The 16,786-nt window shown below is 34.2% G+C and carries 14 protein-coding genes and 1 tRNA gene; 7 read left to right on the top strand and 8 right to left on the bottom strand.

Annotated features, from left to right (window positions below):
* Nucleotides 1-154: 154 nt before the first annotated feature.
* Nucleotides 155-808 carry an HAD hydrolase-like protein gene (locus J7K39_06655; GenBank protein MCD6179567.1) on the top strand — a complete coding sequence of 218 codons (654 nt, stop codon included), beginning with the start codon at nt 155-157 and terminating at the stop codon, nt 806-808.
* A 62-nt stretch (nt 809-870) separates the two neighbouring features.
* On the opposite strand, the gene J7K39_06650 is transcribed toward J7K39_06655, so the two are convergent.
* Nucleotides 871-3,486 carry a hypothetical protein gene (locus J7K39_06650; protein ID MCD6179566.1) on the bottom strand — a complete coding sequence of 872 codons (2,616 nt, stop codon included), beginning with the start codon at nt 3,484-3,486 and terminating at the stop codon, nt 871-873.
* A 129-nt stretch (nt 3,487-3,615) separates the two neighbouring features.
* Here J7K39_06650 and J7K39_06645 point away from each other — a divergent pair, with 129 nt between their 5' ends.
* From J7K39_06645 to J7K39_06635, 3 genes are read left to right on the top strand one after another with little or no spacing between them, the layout of a single operon-like run.
* On the top strand, nt 3,616-4,143 hold the full coding sequence (locus J7K39_06645; protein MCD6179565.1) for a hypothetical protein: 528 nt from the start codon (nt 3,616-3,618) through the stop codon (nt 4,141-4,143).
* Nucleotides 4,144-4,149: 6 nt separating this feature from the next.
* Nucleotides 4,150-5,055: a glycosyltransferase family 2 protein gene (locus tag J7K39_06640; protein MCD6179564.1), complete on the top strand. Its 906-nt coding sequence runs from the start codon at nt 4,150-4,152 to the stop codon at nt 5,053-5,055.
* Between the two features lie 4 nt (nt 5,056-5,059).
* Nucleotides 5,060-5,431: a hypothetical protein gene (locus tag J7K39_06635; protein MCD6179563.1), complete on the top strand. Its 372-nt coding sequence runs from the start codon at nt 5,060-5,062 to the stop codon at nt 5,429-5,431.
* 258 nt (nt 5,432-5,689) lie between these two features.
* On the opposite strand, the gene J7K39_06630 is transcribed toward J7K39_06635, so the two are convergent.
* Nucleotides 5,690-5,773: transfer RNA gene (locus J7K39_06630), tRNA-Leu, on the bottom strand.
* Nucleotides 5,774-6,013: 240 nt separating this feature from the next.
* Between J7K39_06630 and J7K39_06625 the strand changes: the two genes are divergently transcribed.
* The 3 genes from J7K39_06625 (at nt 6,014) to J7K39_06615 (ending at nt 8,246) form a co-directional block, all read left to right on the top strand.
* Nucleotides 6,014-6,955 (top strand): ribose-phosphate pyrophosphokinase, encoded by a 942-nt coding sequence (locus J7K39_06625; GenBank protein MCD6179562.1) that lies wholly within the window; start codon nt 6,014-6,016, stop codon nt 6,953-6,955.
* A gap of 17 nt (nt 6,956-6,972) precedes the next feature.
* On the top strand, nt 6,973-7,590 hold the full coding sequence (locus J7K39_06620; protein ID MCD6179561.1) for a 50S ribosomal protein L25: 618 nt from the start codon (nt 6,973-6,975) through the stop codon (nt 7,588-7,590).
* A gap of 92 nt (nt 7,591-7,682) precedes the next feature.
* Complete coding sequence (locus tag J7K39_06615; GenBank protein ID MCD6179560.1) at nt 7,683-8,246, top strand: aminoacyl-tRNA hydrolase; 564 nt, start codon at nt 7,683-7,685, stop codon at nt 8,244-8,246.
* 7 nt (nt 8,247-8,253) lie between these two features.
* Here the strand turns inward: J7K39_06615 and thpR are convergent, their stop codons facing one another.
* From thpR to J7K39_06585, 6 genes are all read right to left on the bottom strand, one after another.
* Nucleotides 8,254-8,820, bottom strand: coding sequence for an RNA 2',3'-cyclic phosphodiesterase (gene thpR, locus J7K39_06610; GenBank protein MCD6179559.1), 567 nt, complete (start codon nt 8,818-8,820; stop codon nt 8,254-8,256).
* Between the two features lies 1 nt (nt 8,821).
* Nucleotides 8,822-9,172, bottom strand: coding sequence for a LysM peptidoglycan-binding domain-containing protein (locus J7K39_06605; GenBank protein MCD6179558.1), 351 nt, complete (start codon nt 9,170-9,172; stop codon nt 8,822-8,824).
* Between the two features lie 112 nt (nt 9,173-9,284).
* Entirely contained in the window at nt 9,285-11,228 is a 1,944-nt protein-coding gene (locus J7K39_06600; GenBank protein MCD6179557.1) for a DUF4114 domain-containing protein, read from the bottom strand.
* Nucleotides 11,229-11,511: 283 nt separating this feature from the next.
* Nucleotides 11,512-13,455, bottom strand: a complete 1,944-nt coding sequence (locus tag J7K39_06595) for a DUF4114 domain-containing protein (GenBank protein ID MCD6179556.1) — start codon at nt 13,453-13,455, stop codon at nt 11,512-11,514.
* 221 nt (nt 13,456-13,676) lie between these two features.
* Nucleotides 13,677-14,948 (bottom strand): hypothetical protein, encoded by a 1,272-nt coding sequence (locus J7K39_06590; GenBank protein MCD6179555.1) that lies wholly within the window; start codon nt 14,946-14,948, stop codon nt 13,677-13,679.
* A 63-nt stretch (nt 14,949-15,011) separates the two neighbouring features.
* Nucleotides 15,012-16,643 carry a M28 family peptidase gene (locus tag J7K39_06585; protein MCD6179554.1) on the bottom strand — a complete coding sequence of 544 codons (1,632 nt, stop codon included), beginning with the start codon at nt 16,641-16,643 and terminating at the stop codon, nt 15,012-15,014.
* Nucleotides 16,644-16,786: the final 143 nt, after the last annotated feature.

Raw genomic sequence — 16,786 nt, 5'->3', positions numbered from 1 at the left:
GGACTGCGATATCAAAGTAAACTTGGTTTATTTCAACTCGAAGCTCGCTATACTTACGGCTTTCAGAATATTTACGATCCCGAAAAAACTAATATCGATTATTCTAATATGACTAGCTTAGGCGTCTTTTTAAGCTATCAATTCTTATTTGCTAATGGCCATTAAAGCTTCCATTCTTTTATTCGATTTGGACGGCACCTTGACTGATCCAAAAGAAGGAATTATAAACTCCATACACTACGCCCTAAAAAAGAAAGGAATCGTTGAAAAGCATCCCGAAGAGTTGCTCAGCTTTATCGGTCCGCCTCTGCACCTATCTTTTAAAAATCGATACCATCTTAACACAGAAAAAGCGTTTGAAATGCTGCATATATTTAGAGAATATTTTGCAGAAAAAGGCATTTTCGAGAACACACTCTATTCCGGTATTTTTGAATTATTACAAGAGCTTAAAAGACAAAAAAAGACAATTTCTCTTGCAACTGCGAAACCAACTCATTTTGCAAAACAAGTGTTGGATCATTTTCAACTTTCTGATTATGTAGATTTTATCGCCGGAGCAAATACTGATGGCAGCAGAACCGATAAAAAGGAAATTGTAGCCTACGCCAAGGAAATTACGGGAAACAAAACTGATACAGAATACCTAATGATTGGCGATAGAGAATATGACATTATGGGTGCTCATTATAATAATGTCGAAGCTTGTTGGGTTAGCTATGGATATGGCGACGAAGCCATTGTGATACAAGAAAAGCCAGAATATGTTTGCGAATCTGTTTCTGAATTAGCGAACCTTTTACTATAAATGAATCACTCTACGAGGGTTTAAAGCCCTCGTAGAGTGAATAAATCTAATTTTTTAAATTCCTAATCAAGCAACAAAGCATTAAATAAAAATTTATAAACGCCGCTTGTAGAAGATCTAAACTGTGGACTAAAAGCAAGAAATACCATTTGTCCTTTGCCTTCACGAACCCAAACAGCAGCAGGCTTTTTAGCTAATAAATCTTCATTTTTCATGTATCCACTCAAGCAGATATTGTCTTTTGGAAAAGTACCAATCACACGCCTATCCATATCAAAACCCGGCTGTCTGGTCTGGAAAACAGGATTTCCTCTATAAAATATATTTACTTTTTCCGGTAAACCATACGTTAAAGGATGATTAGTTCGTAAATTTATTTGAGCTAAAGAACCCGCCACATACAATCCTGCTTTCTCGAGTTGTTTTGAGATATTAGAAATAGGAAGTTTTATATCTGTTTCTCCCGATTCTGTATTTATTTTCATCGGACTCATAAACAAAGCTGTTGAGTTACCCCAACTCAAAATATTTCCTCCATGATGAACAAATTCCATCACACGTTTTAAACCTTCCTTACCCATACCTACAGCATATTTTGGAGGCAAACTGCTGGGGGAATATAAACCATCGGAACTCTTACGTTTTCCTTCTAATAAAATATCTTTTGAAGATGAAGGAAAGATTAATATATCAAAAGGCTTTAAATCAATAGTTTTTAATTCATCAGGACGAATGAGTTGAAATTCAATATGATGACTATCTAAAACATAGCGAGTCCAACCGGCATCCATATCACTGTTCCAAGTTTCGATTAAACCAATTTTCGGATTTGATAATTTTGTCAAGCCTTCAATTTTACCGGAAGTAAAAACAGCAAAAACAGAATTTTCCTTTAACAATTTACTTAAAGTTTCCTTTGTTTTAGCATTCAGTTTCACAGCAAAACTTCCTTGCTTTGCAAGCTCGTTATCCGAACTTAAGCGATAAACCGTTTGCCCTTGATCCAAGAGTTCAAAAGCAACTGAAAAACTATTATTTTGTTCTACCGGAAGAATAACATATTTTGCATCCTCAGTAAAAGTATTTACAGCTTCTATATTTTCTGTAATTGCTTCTAATTTGCTACTCAAATTATCAATACGAACATTAATTTCATCGGATTTCAAACCCATATGCAATGGCAAAGACCAAGAAGTGATATCATAAGGCTTAATCATTGCTCCACCTTTGGTATAATGCCTAACAGGAAATTCTTGTTCTTCCATAACTTCTTTAACAAAAGCACGAAAAGGTTGAGCTAAAGGAACTACGATAGAACCTTTTTCAAAAACCGTTTGATTAACCATTAAGTCTTCCGTTAAACGACTAATTTGAATTCCATGTTCCAACATAAGATTTACAAATGCAACCAACTGACCTTGATCGTGTTGTTTAGCAGATAAGATATAATAATAAGGTGCTTGACTTTGTCCAAGACTAACTTCTTTTTTACATAAATTATTGGTATAACTTAAAATTTCCTTTTTATGAAAGGATGCCGTTTTAATTATTGATTTGGTTGAAACAAGCTCATAATTCATAATATCACTCAATCTCCACCAGCCCCCAAGCCAAGGATCGGGCATATTGGAACTAATATCGTATTCGGCTAAACCTTTACCGCTTACTCTTAACTCATTAGGCTCAATATAGATGGGCGTTGCATATTTAACGCTGGCACATTCAGTTAAAAAAGCCATCACATTTTTCCATAAACAAGTCTCCGTTGAACCCGGCCAATAGTTATCAAAGGCATAAGCTTGAGCAACACCTTTCAATCCATTTTTAGTAAGATCTTTTATCATATTGGTTCCAAATAATCCATCCCAATTCCATAGTCCTGGATCAATATTTACCGCAATTGGATCGTGATTAGGTGGTACAAAATAACGAGGTCCGGTAGAACCCATCTGATGTTTTTCAACCATTACCTGAGGAAACCAAGTAGTACTTGTAATGCTTGATATCGCTTTAGTATCCGATTGAGAAAGAGTAATAAAATCGCGATTATTATCGTGACCAATATATTTGTGATATAAACCCGGCATAGTAGCACCTTCGTATTTTGTTCCTTTATATTTTAAATAATTCTCGACTATCATATCCATACCGTCAGGATTATGATTAGGAACCATCATATAAACTACATCATCAAAATAAGAAAGCATTTCAGCATCCTGTGTTGTAGCATAATCATAAGCAATAAGTGAAGCCGCTTGCGACGGTCCTACTTCGCTAGAATGCATTGATAAAGTAGCTAGAAAAAATACTTTAGCATTTTCTATTAGTTGAGTTTGTTCCTCTACTGAAAGATTAGGGTTAAGCATAATTTCCTTATTCATTGCTTTAAGCTTATCCAAATTCCGGATATTTTCTACCGAGGAAATAAACAAAATATACATTGGTTTTCCCATTGGGCTTTCGCCGATTTGCTCCATCTTTAATCTATCAGAGCCTTTATCTAGGATTTGCAAATAATCAATCAATTGCTCATAAGTAAATAAATTGCCATCACTTCCGGGCTGAAAGCCAAAAAATTCAAGTGGTGTTTTAAAATCGGTCTTTGTTTGTGCTTGAACAGAAAAAAAACTTATCAAAAAAAATGACAAGCTGAGAAATACTAAATACTTCTTTTTCATAGTTTTAAGATTTAAATTATTTTGTGGTTTAAACGGTTAATTAAAGAGCGAATATGTTTTCACAGCTAAAGTAAAAAAAACAATTGTACTTTTGATTCAATTCTATCATAATTAAAAACAAATAGTACTATGAAAAAAAATACTTTAGCTTTAATTGTAATACTGAGCATTTTTATTAGTCCTCTTTTTAGTCAGGAATTTATAGAACTTAAAGCAGGGGAAGACGTTGAAATAAACGGTCTATTGGTAAGCTTTACCGCAGTTAAGAAAGGCAACAAAAAAGGAGCCGATTTATATAAACTGACTGCAAGCGTAACCAACCATGGAGCCGATTATCTTAAGGTTTTTAATCAAGCGCGAGAAACTTATATCAAATCTGCAGAAGATGCTATTGCATACTTCCAGTTTACCAATGCAACAGGAAAAGCAATGTCATCAACCAGTGCTAAATTTTACCCTAAGCCTTTATATATAAAAGTTCCTTATAAGTGTAAAAAATGTCCACCACCTACCAGTAAAGACGAAGATCCGTATAACCATTATACCAAATCTGTAGTTGTTGGTTCCCAATTCGTTTCCGGTTCTTCATTAAGCAAAACGCTTAATATTCGAGTTCCTGAAGGAGAAACACCTACTGTTAGGGTAATGGCTTATTAGAAGCATATGATTTCTATTTGCATTCCGATTTACAATTTTAATGTCTCGCCATTGCTCGACGAATTATCGATGCAAATGGAAAAAGCAGAGGCTTCTGTTGAGCTTATCCTTATCGATGATTGTTCTTCTTCTGAATATAAAGAACTTAACAAATCAGTTTGCAATAAGCATAGATATATTGAGTTAGAGGAGAATATCGGGAGGGCAAAAATTAGAAATCTGTTTCTGGATCATGCGCAATACGATCATCTATTATTCCTCGATTGCGACTCCTTAATTCCAAACAAAACCTTTTTATCCAATTATCTAAAAGCTATAAAGAAAGGCGAAAGCTCCATTATTTGTGGTGGCCGGATTTACGATAGTGCTAAGCCCGACAGCAATAAACTTTTGCGTTGGAAATATGGAATAGAAAGAGAAAGCCTTAGCTATGAAGAACGAAAGCAACAGCCCAACAAATCCTTTATGACCAATAATTTCTTGATTAGCAAACAGTTACTTCAAGAAATAAAATTTGATGAAAGGCTAAGCGAATACGGTCACGAAGACACGCTCTTTGGTTTTGAGCTAAAGAAAAAAGGAATAGAAATTAATCATATAGAAAACCCTGTTCTGAATGGGCATCTTGAGAATAATGCTGAATATCTTAAAAAAACAGAGAAAAGTATCCATAATTTAATTGCCATTTTAGATTATGTCAATTACGATCCAGATTTTATTCAAGATGTTTCTTTGCTGAATTTTTACTCGAATCCGAGTACAAAGAAACTCATTCCGTTTATTAAAATTTTCTTCCCTTTTCTCAAACCTTTTATAAAATTCTTTCTCATTAACGGGTTTATAAGTATCAGACTTTTTAGCTTCTATAAATTGGGCATTTTAATTCAGGGAATAAGAAACCATAAAATCTAAAGTTATGATAGTACAAAACAAACTCAATAAGTCTTTTGGTCCTGCGGGATCATTTTCTGGAATAATTGTTTTTGTACTGGGTCTTATCTCTACGTATTATTCTTTGTATATGCTTGGACTTGTTATTATAGGCGCTTTTGTTGGCTTTACCTCATCAAGTACTTTTATCGACTTTGAGCAAAAGCGAGCAAGATTTCCGAATAACATTTTTGGAATTATTAGAACGGGGAAATGGATTGCTATTGAAGCCGATATGAAAATTGGATTAAACATCTCTAACCAAGTGTGGAATGCGTACAGCCAAAGCAATAGAGGTATTGATATTAATGAAGAAAATATCCAAATTATCCTTTACAATTCTAACAAGAAAAGATAATGCCGCTTAAAAAACTAAAAGCTCTAGATATCGCAAAAGAGGAAATTATCAAGCTGCAGAATGATTTGGGATTATAAATTTAGTGAGAGCGCGACTTAAAGTCGCGCTCTCACTTTTGTAAAAAAAGTTATTAAACCTTGGTCGATCTAACAGGATTTTGCTCTTGATCCGTTTTGCTCTTGATCCAAAATGGTTGACTAAAACATAAAATAAAAAACCGTAAACAATTAAAAATTAATCGAATACGGTTTTAAAAAGTACCCAGAGCCGGGGTCGAACCGGCACGAGTGTTACCTCATTGGTGTTTGAGACCAACGCGTCTACCAATTCCGCCATCTGGGCTCTCTTTGTCGCCATCTGTCGGGAGCTCCGCAAAAAATGCTTCGGTTCCGCCATCTGAACTCAATTTACTTACCACCTGATTGAAACTAAAAAAAGCATTTAGAATCCGTCAACCAGCTTAAAATTGCGCTGCAAAGATAGCTTTTTTTTAAATATTCCAAACTAAATTTTATTTGGCATTACAAAAAAAACAGAGTACTTTTGCCGCCGTAAAAGCAGCAACCTAAAGCCTTAATAATCATGAATGAAAATGTATCAATTTTCAGTGGTCGAGCATCAAAGTATTTAGCAGAAAAAATTGCTGAAGCGTACGGACAGGAGCTTGGAGAGAGTTCTATTTCGTTGTTTGCAGATGGAGAATTTCAGCCGTCTTACGATCATTCTATCAGAGGAAACGATGTGTTTATTATTCAGTCTACTTTTGCACCTACAGATAATATTTTTGAAATGCTGTTGATGATTGATGCTGCAAAACGCGCATCGGCAAAAAAAGTTGTTGCTGTAATTCCATATTTTGGCTTTGCTCGCCAAGACAGAAAAGATCGTCCAAGAGTATCAATAGGAGCTAAACTTATAACCAACTTATTAGTGGCTGCAGGAGTAGATCGTATTGTTACTATGGATTTACATTCGGATCAAATCCAAGGTTTTGTTGATTTACCCGTAGATCATCTCTACGCATCTTCTATTTTTGTACCCTACTTACAGAGTCTTAATTTAGGAGATATTACAATGGCTTCGCCGGATACCGGAGGAGCAAAGCGTGCTGCAGCTTATGCTAAATTTCTAAATACCGATTTGGTTATTTGTTTTAAGCAAAGAGAAAAAAACGGTAAGATTGAAAAAATGCAAGTTATCGGTGACGTTGAAGGTAAAGATATTGTTTTGGTTGATGATATTATTGATACAGCCGGAACTATTACTAAGGCTGCTGATTTAATGATTCAGCAAGGAGCTAAAAGCGTTAGAGTTGTTTGTACTCATGCCGTTTTCTCTAAAAATGCCATTGAACGCCTTGAAAATTCTCCCATTGCCGAAGTAATTGTATCCGACACCTTACCTCGTAAATCGGAAGGTAAGATTACAGTATTATCTACGGCAGAATTATTTGCGGATGTAATAGAAAGAGTACATAATTTTGAATCAATAAGTGAACACTTTAAGTTCACTACTATTTTATAAATTTAAATTAATTAACAATGAAAAGAGTATCTATGAGCGGTTCTCTCCGAGAGAACGTAGGGAAAAAAGATGCAAAAGCCCAACGCAAAGCAGGAAACGTAATTTGTGTAATGTATGGCGGCAAAGAGCAAATTTCTTTTACACTTCCCGAAAAGAAATTTGATAAAATTATTTTCACTCCAGAGGTATATTTAATCGACCTTGAAATTGGCGGTAACAAATATGTTGCTTTATTACAAGATGTTCAATACCATCCTGTTTCTGATAAAGTATTGCATGCCGATTTCTTACAAGTACTTGAGAAAAAACCTATTACTGTTAGTATGCCTGTTATTCTAGAAGGAGTACCTATTGGCGTTATGAATGGTGGAAGATTAGTAAACAAAATGCGTAAACTAACCTTAAGAGGTTTATTTACCGACATTCCAGAAAATATTGTACTGGATATTTCCAGTTTAAAAATTGGAATGGGTATTCAAGTTAAAGAAGTTGAATTAGAAAATATTACCTTCCTTGACGATCCTTCAAATGTTATTGTTAACATCAAAACTGCACGTGGTGTGGAAGAAGACGATGAAGAGGATGAAGAAGAAGCTGAAGGGGAAGAAGGAACTGAAAGCGAAACTGCAGAATAATTCTACTCCAAAATATCTAAAAGGTGTAAGATTTTCTTACACCTTTTTTTATTTCCATCAAAGAAGCTTAATTTTATCCAAAATATTAAAACATGAAATACTTGATTGTTGGGCTGGGGAATATTGGTGCTGAGTATAAACATACTCGACATAATATCGGTTTCGATATTGTGGATGCTCTAGCCAATGAAAAAGAAGAAAAATTTGAAGCAGACAGATTAGCTGCAGTAGCTCGCATTAAACACAAAGGCAGAATCTTTGTATTAATTAAACCAAGCACCTATATGAATCTGAGTGGAAAAGCTGTAAATTACTGGCTTCAAACAGAAAAGATAAATATAGAAAATTTACTTATTGTTACCGATGATATTGCTTTAGAACCGGGTAGCTTACGAATGCGCAGTAAAGGCGGACATGGTGGTCATAACGGATTAGAAAATATCATTGAACATTTAGGAACTCAAAATTTTACACGACTTCGTTTTGGTATTGGAAACGACTATCGTAGAGGTCGTCAGGCTGATTTTGTTTTAAGTCAGTGGAAAAGTGAAGAAAAAGAAATGTTAAATGAGCGAATAGAACAAGCTACGCAAATGGTGCTTAGTTTTGGAACGGCCGGTGTTGCAAGAACAATGAATCTGTTTAACAATAAATAGACATCAATTAAACTGTTCTCAACATAAAGCGTTCAATGGTTTTATAAATCGGACCCTCAGCAGTTAAAACACTTTCTAAAAGCACAAAATCATCTACTTTTACTTCTTGAATAAATCCTTTCTCGGTACGTTCCATTACACGTTTAAAATGATCTTTATTCCGGATCTTTTTTATTCGACCAAGAGTAAAATGAGGAACAAAATTCTGCCGATCGCCATTAAAGCCAATCGTCTCTAACTCTTGAACAATACTCCCTTGCAATGCTCTCAGCTGTTCGTTTTCGCCTATTCCAACCCAAACGACACGCGCATGATAATTGCTTCCAAAAATACCAATACGCTCTAAACTCATCTGAAAAGAATTGAAGTTCTTAACACAATTTTTTATAGCTTTTATAATTTCAGGGATTTGCTTTGCCTGTGTTTTACCAATAAACTTTAAGGTCAGGTGCAGCTTATCTTCCTTCACCCAATTAATTTTCTCTTCAGTAAGATTAGACATTAAAAATCTCCTTTGCCGAAGCAGTTGTGAATTAGGTTTAATAGGAATAGCAAGAAATAAGCGTTTGCTCATTTTAGTCAGGAATAACCAACTCTTGATTTGGAAAAATTAAATCGGGGTTATCAATCAAAGCTTTGTTAGCATCATAAATTTTTTGCCAACCACTACTATTACCATATTCTCTGCGAGAAATATTATAAAGCCATTCGCCCTCCTTTACAATTATCTTTTTAATTACCGGCTTTGGTGGAGGAGCAGGAGCTACTTTTTCTACGGTAACAGGCTTTACTACTTCTACAGCTGCTTTTTTTACTTCAGTAGTTTTATTTACCTTTTCATCAGCAACTTTTTTGTCTTTACAAGATGTAAAAAACAAGAGTGAAGAAAAAACCAAGGTCAAAAAAATTAGGGAATACTGTTTCATTATAAATTTTATTTTAAAGATATTTATAATACGCATTGTATAAATTTTAGTTGCATAAAAAAAGCCTGTTAGAAAATTAAACCCAACAGACCTTTAAATATATCAATTAAAATTATTTTAGTGTTGGAAATTGAACAACAACAGCTGTGTTCATTGAAGATAAAGGATCGATAGTTGTTTCTACTACTATGTCGTTAAAATCTCTATCGCCTCCGCTTGTATGAATATCTTCAAAAGCTGTTAATAGAGAACTACAACTTGGATTATACATCAAAATAGCTTGTTGTGTGCCATCACGATTAAACTCAGGAATAGTATAAAACGTTTCCAAACCCTCAGTTACTTCCGTTCCATTCCAACCATTAGCAATAACAAAATAGCCAATAACTGTTCCTGCCGGAAAGCTTCCAAGATTAACACGATCCCCTGCTTCAAGAGTTCCTCCGTATCCAAGAGCTGAAGCATTTGCAAAAATAATATTCATCTTACCTTTAATATCGTCAATAGTATTAGGAGGATTATTTACATCATAAGTATAATACCCGAAAGTATTTTTATAACCGGCTCCTTCTTGTACAAAAGATACATATACATTTGCATCCTCAGCTAAAACTATTTCCCTGTTTTCATTCTCAAAATACTCAGGACTATTTACCAATGCATTTTGGCTCTCAGGAAGAGAAGCGCTAAAGTCTGCAATTAGATTATTGCATAATTCTATATTCTCAATGCAATTAGGTTTACCATCAGTATCCCAAGCACAAACAGTTGGGTAAGTCCCATTATGCACTTTACGTAGTATCTTTAATCCACCGCCGCCTTTGGCAACAAATACCCAATCGCCATCAGTTTGAACCATATTGGCAGAAGCACCGCTTTCATCTAAATCCCAATGTTGAACATTAATCATAGGACCACCATCTTCTGGAAGACATCCAATAGTTAAGCCATCATCGCTATTTGCCATATATACAAACTTCTCATCAATAGCCAAACCATGTGTATTTCCTATCGTAAGCATCTCCACAGGAGAAGAATAAATCTCAGCACCCGTTTCAATGTTAATTCCTTTTACTCCATTTGAATTCATAGCTATAAAAGCAATATTATCGCCTTCGCGAATTGATAAAGTAGCTTTTCCTAAATAAGGTTCTTCAACATTTTGATGAACAATAGAGCCGATATCCCAACTATGAACTAAAGTACGGTCGGCCCCAACATGATGAACTTTTAATTTAGCATTATCGCCTGCAACTAAGGAAAGCTGATATGCACCGGGAAAATCACCATTAAGAGCAATTCCTTTTGCATCGGAATACTCTTCATGAGAAATAAAAGACAAATCGTCCCTATTAAGTTGGAAAGTACCACCATAACTATTTCCCGAACTCATATAAATATATTCATCAGAAAGACCAATCCCATTAGCAGATGCAGTGATTGTTTCGTCTGAATAGATACTGGAAAGTTTAATATCAATATTACGACGATCTATTTCTCCACTAGGAAAAGTAAAAACCTCACGTAAAATAGCACCTTTCTTACTGGATCCGGCAAGAAAAACTCTCAAGCCTTCATAAATACCTTTATCGTCAACAGCGAGTGTATTAATATCGGCATCATTAAACTCTACATAACCACGAATAACAGGAAAAACCGGATTAGTAATATCAATTACTTCTAAGCCTCCTCCAACTTCTTCACCTTGACGATTATAAGTTACATAAGCTTTGTTGCCATATATACGAACATCGCTTGCACTTAAAGGTTCTCCATTAAAATCAGGAGCTTCAACTTCGGCAACTAAATACCAAGTATAATCGTAACAATCGCCACCTAAGTCTAAGATCTTTAAATTATTGGTAACTGTTATAGGCTCTCGAACGATAGTCACACGAGTATTTAAATCGTCGAAATTATTATTAATAACAAAAGTATCATTAATTGAGTCCTTTATATCGGTATTAATTTCTTCTTGTTTGTTACAAGCTGATAGTCCTGTAAACAAAACGACTAAGACAACAAGAAATTTTTTAATATTAATTTTATTTTTCATAATTTGAAGGTTCTTCTACACTTTACTAAACAAAAGTATATTATGCAACAATAATATTCAACAAGCACTTCGTAAATGAGTATTTAGAATACGTAAGTGTATAATTTATCTTTCATTCTGAAAACGCAGAAATTCAAGAGCGCAAATATAAAACAAACTTTTAACCTAAGTAATTAGGTTATACTGCTTAACTACAAACCCAAACAAGCAATCTTAAATAAAAAAAGGTCAGCAGGGGAAATCACGCCCCCACCGACCTTCAAATATCATTTAAGTCTAACTTTTATTTTGCTACAGAAAGTGCTATAACACCAGTCATATTCATTGCGGACATAGGATTAATAGTTGTTTTTACAACTATATCGTTAAAGTCTCTATCGCCTCTTGAGACATGAATATCTTCAAAGGCAGTTAATAATGAACCACAACTTTCGCTATACAACATTAAAGACTGTTGTGTTCTACGGCGATTAAATCTTGGCGTTGTATAATAGGTAGCTAAACCTTCTGTTACTTCTTCGCCATTCCATCCATTAGCAATAACAAAGTATCCAATAACAGTTCCTGCTTCAAAAGAACCTAAGTTTACACGATCGCCTTCTACTAAAGTTCCACCCTCTCCTACTGCTGATGCATTAGCAAAGATAATTTTCATACTGGATTGTATATCTCTTACCGATCTGGGAGGATTTGAAACATTATAAGTATAATATCCGAAAGAATTTTTGTATCCGGCACCTTCTTTTACAAAAGATACTGAAATATTTGCATCTTCAGTTAAAACTATTTCTCTGTTTGGATTTAAGAAATACTCAGGATGATTAGTTAAAGCATTACTTCCTTCAGGGAGTGTTACATTAAAATCTGAAATAAGATTTTCGCATAATTCTGTATTTTCAATACAAGTTGGTTTACCATCGGCATCCCAATTACAAACGGAAGGATAAATTCCATTTTGTGCTTTGCGTAAAATCTTAAGTCCGCCGCCACCTTTAGCAACAAATACCCAATCACCGGAAGTTTGAACCATATTTGCAGAAGCTCCTACTTCGTCTAAATCCCAACGCTGAACTTCAACAATTTCGCCACCATCTTCGGGAATATATCCAATAAATAAACCATCATCGCTATTAGCCATATAAATAAAGTTTTCGTCTATAGCTAAACCATGTGTATTTCCTGTAGTAAGCATATCTGATGGTGAATAATAAACTTCTGCACCTGTTGTAATATCTATAGCTTTCATGCCATTCATATTAGTTGCAATAAAAGCAATGTTTTCGCCTTCGCGAATAGATAAAGTAGCTTTTCCTAAATAAGGTTCTTCAACATTTTGATGACGAATAACACCTAAGTTCCAGCTATTCTCTAAAGTAAGATCCGATCCAACAGTATATACATTTAATTTTGCATTATCACCGGCTATTAAAGAAAGTTGATAAGCACCTGCACCATTACCATTTAAAGCAACATGCTTAGCATCAGAATATTCGTCATTGTCAATGATAGCTAAAGTTTGTCTATCGAGTTGAAAAGTACCGCCAACACTATTTCCTGAAGTCATATAAATATAATCATCAGAAAGAGCAATACCATTTGCCGAAGCAGAAATAGTATTTTCATCATCAAATGCTTTAGAAAGACTAACATCAGTAACACCTCCACTTAATAAACCGTCATTTACAATTACCTGACGTAAAATAGCACCTTTCTTATTACTTGAACCTGCTAAGAAAATTTTTCTTTCTGCATCAGTTCCAAAATCATCAACAGCCAAAGTATTAATATCTACACCATCAAACTCCATATAACTAAGAATTACCGGAGCTGTTGGATCAGAAATATCAATAACTTCTATTGCACCTGCATGAATATCTCCTTGACGATTGTAAGATACATAAGCTTTATCTCCTAAAACACGAACATCAGTAGCACTTAAAGGCTTATTATTAAACATAGGAGCATCAACTTCGGCAACTAAGTACCAAGTATAGTCAAAATCAGTATCAGAAACAGATGACTTTAAAGTATTATCACTCGAAATTGGCTCACGAACAATATTCATACGTTTATTTAAATCATCGGAATTATTATTAATGGTATAAGCATTATCAATTACATCATCAATATCTGTATTAATGTCCTCTGGTTTATGACAAGATGTTAATCCAAGAAATAAAACCGTAAATAAAACGAGGATTTTTTGAGTGTTAATTTTCTTTTTCATGATTTGAAGGTTTTTAATTATGTAACAAAAGTAGCTCTGAAAGGCTTTTTGTACAATGAACACTTCGTAAGAGGTATAAAGGAATAAGTAAACGTATGTATTTTCTTCATTTTTGATTATTCAGGATGAAGAATCAAGAGCATTTAAGACCTTTATTTAGTAATAAATTACTTATGTAAACAGCTATCTGATACAGCTTTATTGTACTAAATAAAGTTATACTAATTAGCGTACTTATCTCTTTGTGGAGTGAAATGTAGACTAGCTCCTTCAAAGGGATGTGTTGAAGAAAGAAAAGAAGGATGCTTATCTTTTAAATAGATATCAAAAAACTCCAAAATAACTTTATTTAAGTTGTTAAGAGTTTCAAGACCATCTACATTGCCTAACATATCTAAGCGATTCTCAAGAGAAATATTGGGAAGTATAGCTGCATCACTAAAAACTAAATGACGTGCTTTTGGAATATCGATAAAATAATAATCAGCAACAGTATTGGAAAAAACTGCAGAATTTCCATAATTCCACAAATCGTTATATCCACTTTGTATTAACATAAAAGGCTTTGGTATAGGTTCGTCTATAATATCTCCAAACTGAAAACCATCTAAATTAACACCTGCATTAACACGAAAATCGCGCAAACAAAGCTGACCGGATACTGCTCCGCCAAACGATTGTCCGAAAGTACCAATTTTGTCTAAATTCATTTTTTGTACTAATACATTTGAATTATTATTCTCCTTTTCATAAAAAAGATAATCCAATACAAACTGAATATCTTCCATCCATAAGTCGAGCATAACATCAAAACGTTTTAGCTTCCGCAGATAATTTCGTGTAATAATATCAATAGATTCCGGACTATCAGGTTTACGAAATTGCAACTTATAAGCTAACCATAGTTCTAGATATGTTAATTGCGATTTTTTCTTTTTTATATATACCGTTTCACCATCAGTAAAACTAATAAACGGTTGTTCGTAAGGATGAGAAATACTACAGACAATATAGCCCTGACTGGCTAAATTTTCCATAAATGCAGAATATAGAGGAGCCATTCCAAAATAAAAGCCCGGATTAAAAATAATAATAGGAAATTCGTTCTGACTCTCAGCAAAATTTGCATTAGCAAAACTATACGATGGTGTTTGTTTTATAGAATCCAAAAGGCTTAAGCGCACTCCTTTCGATTTAAAAATATTATAAATCAAGTCTGAAGAAAACCCATCTAAAAGCCTTATATAATTTTGATTTTGAGGCTTCTCGGCAGGATACCAAATATCAATATGCACTTTTCTAAAGGTGGTATGGTGGGTATATTTTTCGGTACGACTACTATCTGTTAAACTCAACTTTGTTAAACCAACAGCAAATGGACCACTTGGTTTAGGTAGTAACGATTGACTAAAGAAATCTTGAGAGTATCCCGCAACAGTAAAAAAGATACTGAATATTATTCCGAGGATTTTTCTTTTTATGAGTATGTTCATAGTATTTTACAGCTGTGTTCTGAGAACTCAGAAATAAAGTAAATAGTGTTTAATAAATGTATTTTATCGTAAGTTTTTAAATTCCGACCCTTCTTTCCATTTTGGAAAAGTACTTTCCATACTTAGCTTATATCCTACTTCAAAAAGTAATTTTGCATCTTCGGTAACACCACTTAAATCCCACCAATCCTCGTATTCATCAGTAACCTTATGATAATTATTTGCCAACCAATCAGCTTCTTTTTTCAATGCCCATTCTTTACCATATTCTCTGCTATCACAATTTCCTCTTGCAAAGAGTGCAGGAACACCTGCTTTTGCAAAGGCAAAATGATCGGCACGAAAATACATACCTGTATGCGGGTTAGGATCGGGGAAAATATAACGATCGTACTTTTTAGCAACTTCTTCTACATAATCATCCAATTCTGATTGACCATAACCGGTTATCATTACATCCTTCATCTTTCCATAAGGCAGCATTAAATCGTTATTGATATCCGCTACTGTTTTATCCAAGTCGAAAATTGGATTTTGAACATAATAAGTAGCTCCAAGCAATCCTGATTCTTCTGCCGTAGGTGCAAAAAACATTATTGAACGTTCGGGCTTTTCTTTCAAAGCAACAAAAGCTTCGGCTATTTCTAACATCCAAGATAAAGAAGTTCCGTTATCTACGGCTCCATTGTAAATACTATCACCATCTACTTTTCGTCCAATACCAAAATGATCCCAATGAGCAGAATAGATAATTACTTCATCAGGTCGTTTTGATCCTCGAATAACTCCCAATACATTATGCGACTTATCAATTCTCCAACTGTTTTTCATATTCATACTAAGCGAAAGATTCATCGGCATTGCTTTAAAACCCGGTTTAGCAGCTTCTTTCCAAAGGTCGGTTGAAAAACCTGCTTGAGAAAAAAGTTCTTTAGCGGCATCTTGAGAAAGCCATCCTTGTACAGCACAACGATCGGCATAATTATTTTTATCTGCTAAAAATAAACGAGGAGCCTCGTTTCCATTACTAACCACACCCCAACCATAACCTGCCGGCTTGCTATCGTGAATAATAAAGCAAGCAGCAGCACCTTGACGCGCAGCTTCTTCGTATTTATATGTCCATCTACCATAATAAGTCATGGTATTACCTTTAAAGAAATCATTGTTCTCAGTACCAAAGCCGGGATCGTTTACCAAAACCACAACCGTTTTACCTTTTACATCTATACCTTCGTAATCATTCCAGTTATATTCAGGAGCAACAATACCAAAGCCAACAAAAATGATTTCGGATTTATCTATTTTTATATCTTTTTGTGCCCTCATAGAAAAAGCAGAAAAATCTGTTAATAGCTTAAAGTCGAATGTTTTTCCATTTCCTGATATTTTAAGCTTATCATCAGGAGTATTTAAAATTTCCATCAGTGGAACTTCTTGAAAATAACTACCATTTACAGCAGGCTCTAAACCAATACGTCTATATTCCGACTCAAGATAGTTAGTCGCTATTATTTCTCCTTCGGTACAGGGTTTACGACCCATAAACTCATCAGACCCTAATATCTTACTATGATGAACAATATCTTCGGTAGTGATTGTAGCAAGCGCATTTTCCAAATCGGAAGAGGGAGAAGTGCAAGAAGAGAAGATTAAAATTAGACTAAAAAAAGACAATAAAATAACAGATTTCATAATAACGATTTTAAAGATTATTCAAATGTAGTGAAAGATTTAAAAATATTATATAATTACTTCTTCCATAATCCTTTTTCTATATAGAAAATTTAAGATTTATTTTAAAGCCGCTTTAATTTCTATAGAGATTAGTATGATAT

Source organism: Bacteroidales bacterium (genome assembly GCA_021157585.1).
Classification (GTDB): domain Bacteria; phylum Bacteroidota; class Bacteroidia; order Bacteroidales; family UBA12170; genus UBA12170.
The sequence above is the reverse complement of the archived record's forward strand: the minus strand, read 5'-3'. Positions and strand labels throughout refer to the sequence as shown.